We start from the raw sequence: 3308 nt of genomic DNA, 5'->3' as shown, positions 1-3308 counted from the left end.
ATACTGCCGTCGTCAAGGTGACCGGCTACCGCGCCAGTCTGCTGTCGTCGGCGAAGGACAAGAAGGAAGCCGTCGGCTTCCAGGACACCATCAGTGCCGAAGACATCGGTAAATTCCCCGACAAGAACATCGCCGAATCGCTGAGCCGTGTGCCGGGCGTGCAGATCGCGCGCGACGTGACGGGCGAGGRCATGAACATCCAGATCCGCGGCCTGGGTTCGAGCTTCACCAAGATCCTGCTGAACAATGCGCAGATGGCCGTGGCGTCGTCCGGTCCGATCGACGGCGCGAACACCAACCGCGAGATCGACCTCGACCTGCTGCCGACCGATCTGTTCACTAAACTGACCGTCAGCAAAAGCCCGACGGCCGACATGATCGAAGGCGGCGCCGCGGGCGTCGTGAACATGCGCAGCGCGCGTCCGTTCGACAATCCGGGCACCCACGTGTCGTACAGCGGCACGGCGCAGAAACAGCAGATCGCCGACGGCGTCGGCGGCCGCGGTTCCATCCTGGCCAGCAAGACCTGGGGCGATACGTTCGGTCTCCTGGCCGGCATCGCCGTCAACCGCCAGAAAGCGCACACGCGGGGCTACGAGACCGTGGGCCTGACGAATCCGAACCTGACGGCCGCCCAGAGTTCGTCGCCGACCCGCAACAGCACCGGCGGCGGCAACTGGACCATTCCGGCCACCGTCCCGGCCGGGGCCGGCGCGGGCCTCGTGGCGGGCACGCCGATCGACCAGGCATTCTTGCTGGCGCACAATCCGGGCCTGACGATCGACCAGATCGACAACGCCCTCGTGCCGCGCCTGGGCCGCTTCATGGATTACTTCGGCACGCGCGACAAGGGCTCGGCCATCATCAGCGCCGAATGGCGTCCGCTCGACAACCTGCACTTCTACGTCGACACGCTGTACAGCAAGAAAGACGACGACATGCAGCGTATCGCCTACACCTGGGCGGTCCGCAACAACGCGGCGATCCCGCTGAACATGCAGGTCGACAAGAACGACTGCAGCCAGGGGTGCACGGTCACGTCGGGCACGTACTCCAACGCGACCTACTTCATCGAGTTCGGCCCGCGTCGCGACCGCACCACCTTGAAGGGCATCAACCCGGGCATGGAGTGGAAGATCACCCCGACCCTGAAACTGGATGCCCAGGCCAACGCCACCAAGTCGTCGTTCTCGCACGAAGCGCCGACCGTCATGCCGATCACGGCCGCAGGCAGCGGCCTCGTCACCACGTTCCAGAACAACGGCGGCGTGCCCAGCATCACGTTCAACCAGGACGTCAACAACCCGGCCAACTTCGTCTGGGCCGGCGGCCGCGTCAACATCCAGAACGAGGTGCGCGAGACGAGCACGAAGGGCTTCCACACGGACCTGACCTGGGGCGATGCGAAGCTGAGCCTGAAGGCCGGTCTCGCCTACGACGACATCGACCGTCGCATCCGCGGCCAGGACAACTCGGCCGCCTGGCAGGCTGCCGTCTGCGGCAACAACCCGTCCGTCTTCATCCAGGGCCCGAACGGCGCACCGCCGTGCGACGGCGCCGGCACGCCGGGCGCCAGCGCCGCCGCGCTGTACCCGGGCTACGGCACCGGCTACACGGCCGGCCAGACGGCACCGCTCGTGTACCAGGGTTCGCTGATCCCGTTGAACAAGCTGTCCAGCTACCTCGTGCAGGGGCCGTACGGGCGCCTGGTCGTCGACTGGGACCGCTTCCGCAAGGATTCGAACTACGACGCATACAACTCGAGCGCGCCGGATTCCACCAGCTCCTCGACGGGCGCCAGCTCGGGCTATGTGCGTGAACGGACGACGGGCTTCTACACCGAGATCAACGGCCAGACCGAACTGGCCAGCTTCCCGGTGCGCTACAACGCCGGCGTACGCTATGTCCGCACCAGGCAGGAAGTGGGCTCCCTGAACTCGTTCAGCGACCCGCGCAATGCGGCCCTGACCTTGAACGGTTCGAAGTACCCGAACCAGACCGAGTGGGTGTACCAGGACACGACGTACAACGACACGCTGCCGTCGGCCACCGCCGCCATCACGCTGCGCCAGGACGTCGTGGCCCGCATCGCGCTGTCGAAGAGCATGACCCGCGCGAACCCGAACTCGCTGCGTCCGGGCATCAACTTCAGCGGCACGTCGGCCGACGTCGGCACGATCGGCAGCCCGGGACTGAAGCCCTATCTGTCGAACAATATCGACCTCGGTATCGACTGGTACACCGGACGTGAAGGCTATGTCAGCCTGACCGTGTTCCAGAAGAAGGTGAAGGGCTTCACCGTGATCGACAACCTCACGATGCCGTTCTCCGCCCTGGCCGCCTACGGCATCACGTACAACAACCTGATCCCGACGCAGCAGGTGGCGATCAACTCGCGCGGCGGTCCGGACGTGGCCACCGTCGTGATGAGCCAGGAACGCAACGCCGCCGGCGTGCTGACCGTGCGCGGCCTGGAGATCGGCTGGGTCCAGCCGCTCGACAAGGTCCTGCCGATCAAGGGCTTCGGCTTCAGCGAGACGGCCACGCTGATCAACCAGAGCGCGAGCGGCGAGGGCACCAAAGGCTTCGTGGCGCTGAACGTGCCGAAGAAGAGCAACAACTTCGGCTTCTACTACGAGAACCACGGCTGGATGGCGCGCATCTCGCACCAGTACCAGCAGGGCAGCCAGAGCGCCAACGCCAACCAGAGCGGCGTGACCCTGGCGGCACTGTACGGCCGCTCGTACAAGCAGGCCGACTTCTCGTCCAGCGTGGACCTGGAGCAGGTGCTGGACCGCGACAACTGGCCGACGATCACGTTCGACATCGTCAACCTGAACAAGGCGCGGCGCGAAGGCTACTTCCAGTTCCCGAACGCGCAGTTCACGTCGTACGATCCGGGGCGCACCTTCCAGCTGGGCATCCGCGGCAAGTTCTGATCGCATAGCTGTCCCTTTACGTCCCTTGTCCCCGCTTTCGACCGGCAAGCTGCGCGCCGGTTGCGAGCGGGGCTTTTTCTTTTGCGCTGGCTCACACCGCTTCCGTTTCCTTTTCGCGCGCCGGAACCGTCGCTCCGGCACCCTGTCGAACGCATACGAACGCAACGACGCGACAGGAGACAAAGGCATGGGCACACGACTCACGGAGCTGGTCACACGCTTCGGCGGGCGGCTGGAGGGCGACCCGGACATCGAAGTCACGCGGATCGCCCCGCTGGACCGCGCGGGCGCCACCGACATCAGCTTTCTCAGCAACAGCCGGCTGCGCGCCCAGGCCGCGCACAGCCGGGCGGCGGCGCTGATCCTGGC

Annotated in this window: 2 protein-coding genes; both read left to right on the top strand. The window is 65.9% G+C overall.

Translation table 11 applies throughout. From position 1 onward, the window contains the following. Nucleotides 1-2939, top strand: a 2939-nt coding sequence (locus AC1DYX_RS29605) for a TonB-dependent receptor (RefSeq protein ID WP_477265569.1), incomplete at its 5' end; no start/stop codon positions are given. A gap of 187 nt (nt 2940-3126) precedes the next feature. Then, a partial coding sequence (locus AC1DYX_RS29600; protein WP_477265567.1) for an LpxD N-terminal domain-containing protein occupies nt 3127-3308 on the top strand: 182 nt, incomplete at its 3' end.

It is taken from the genome of Massilia sp. P2_C2 (assembly GCF_056404615.1).
This window is presented reverse-complemented; position numbering and strand designations above follow the sequence as displayed.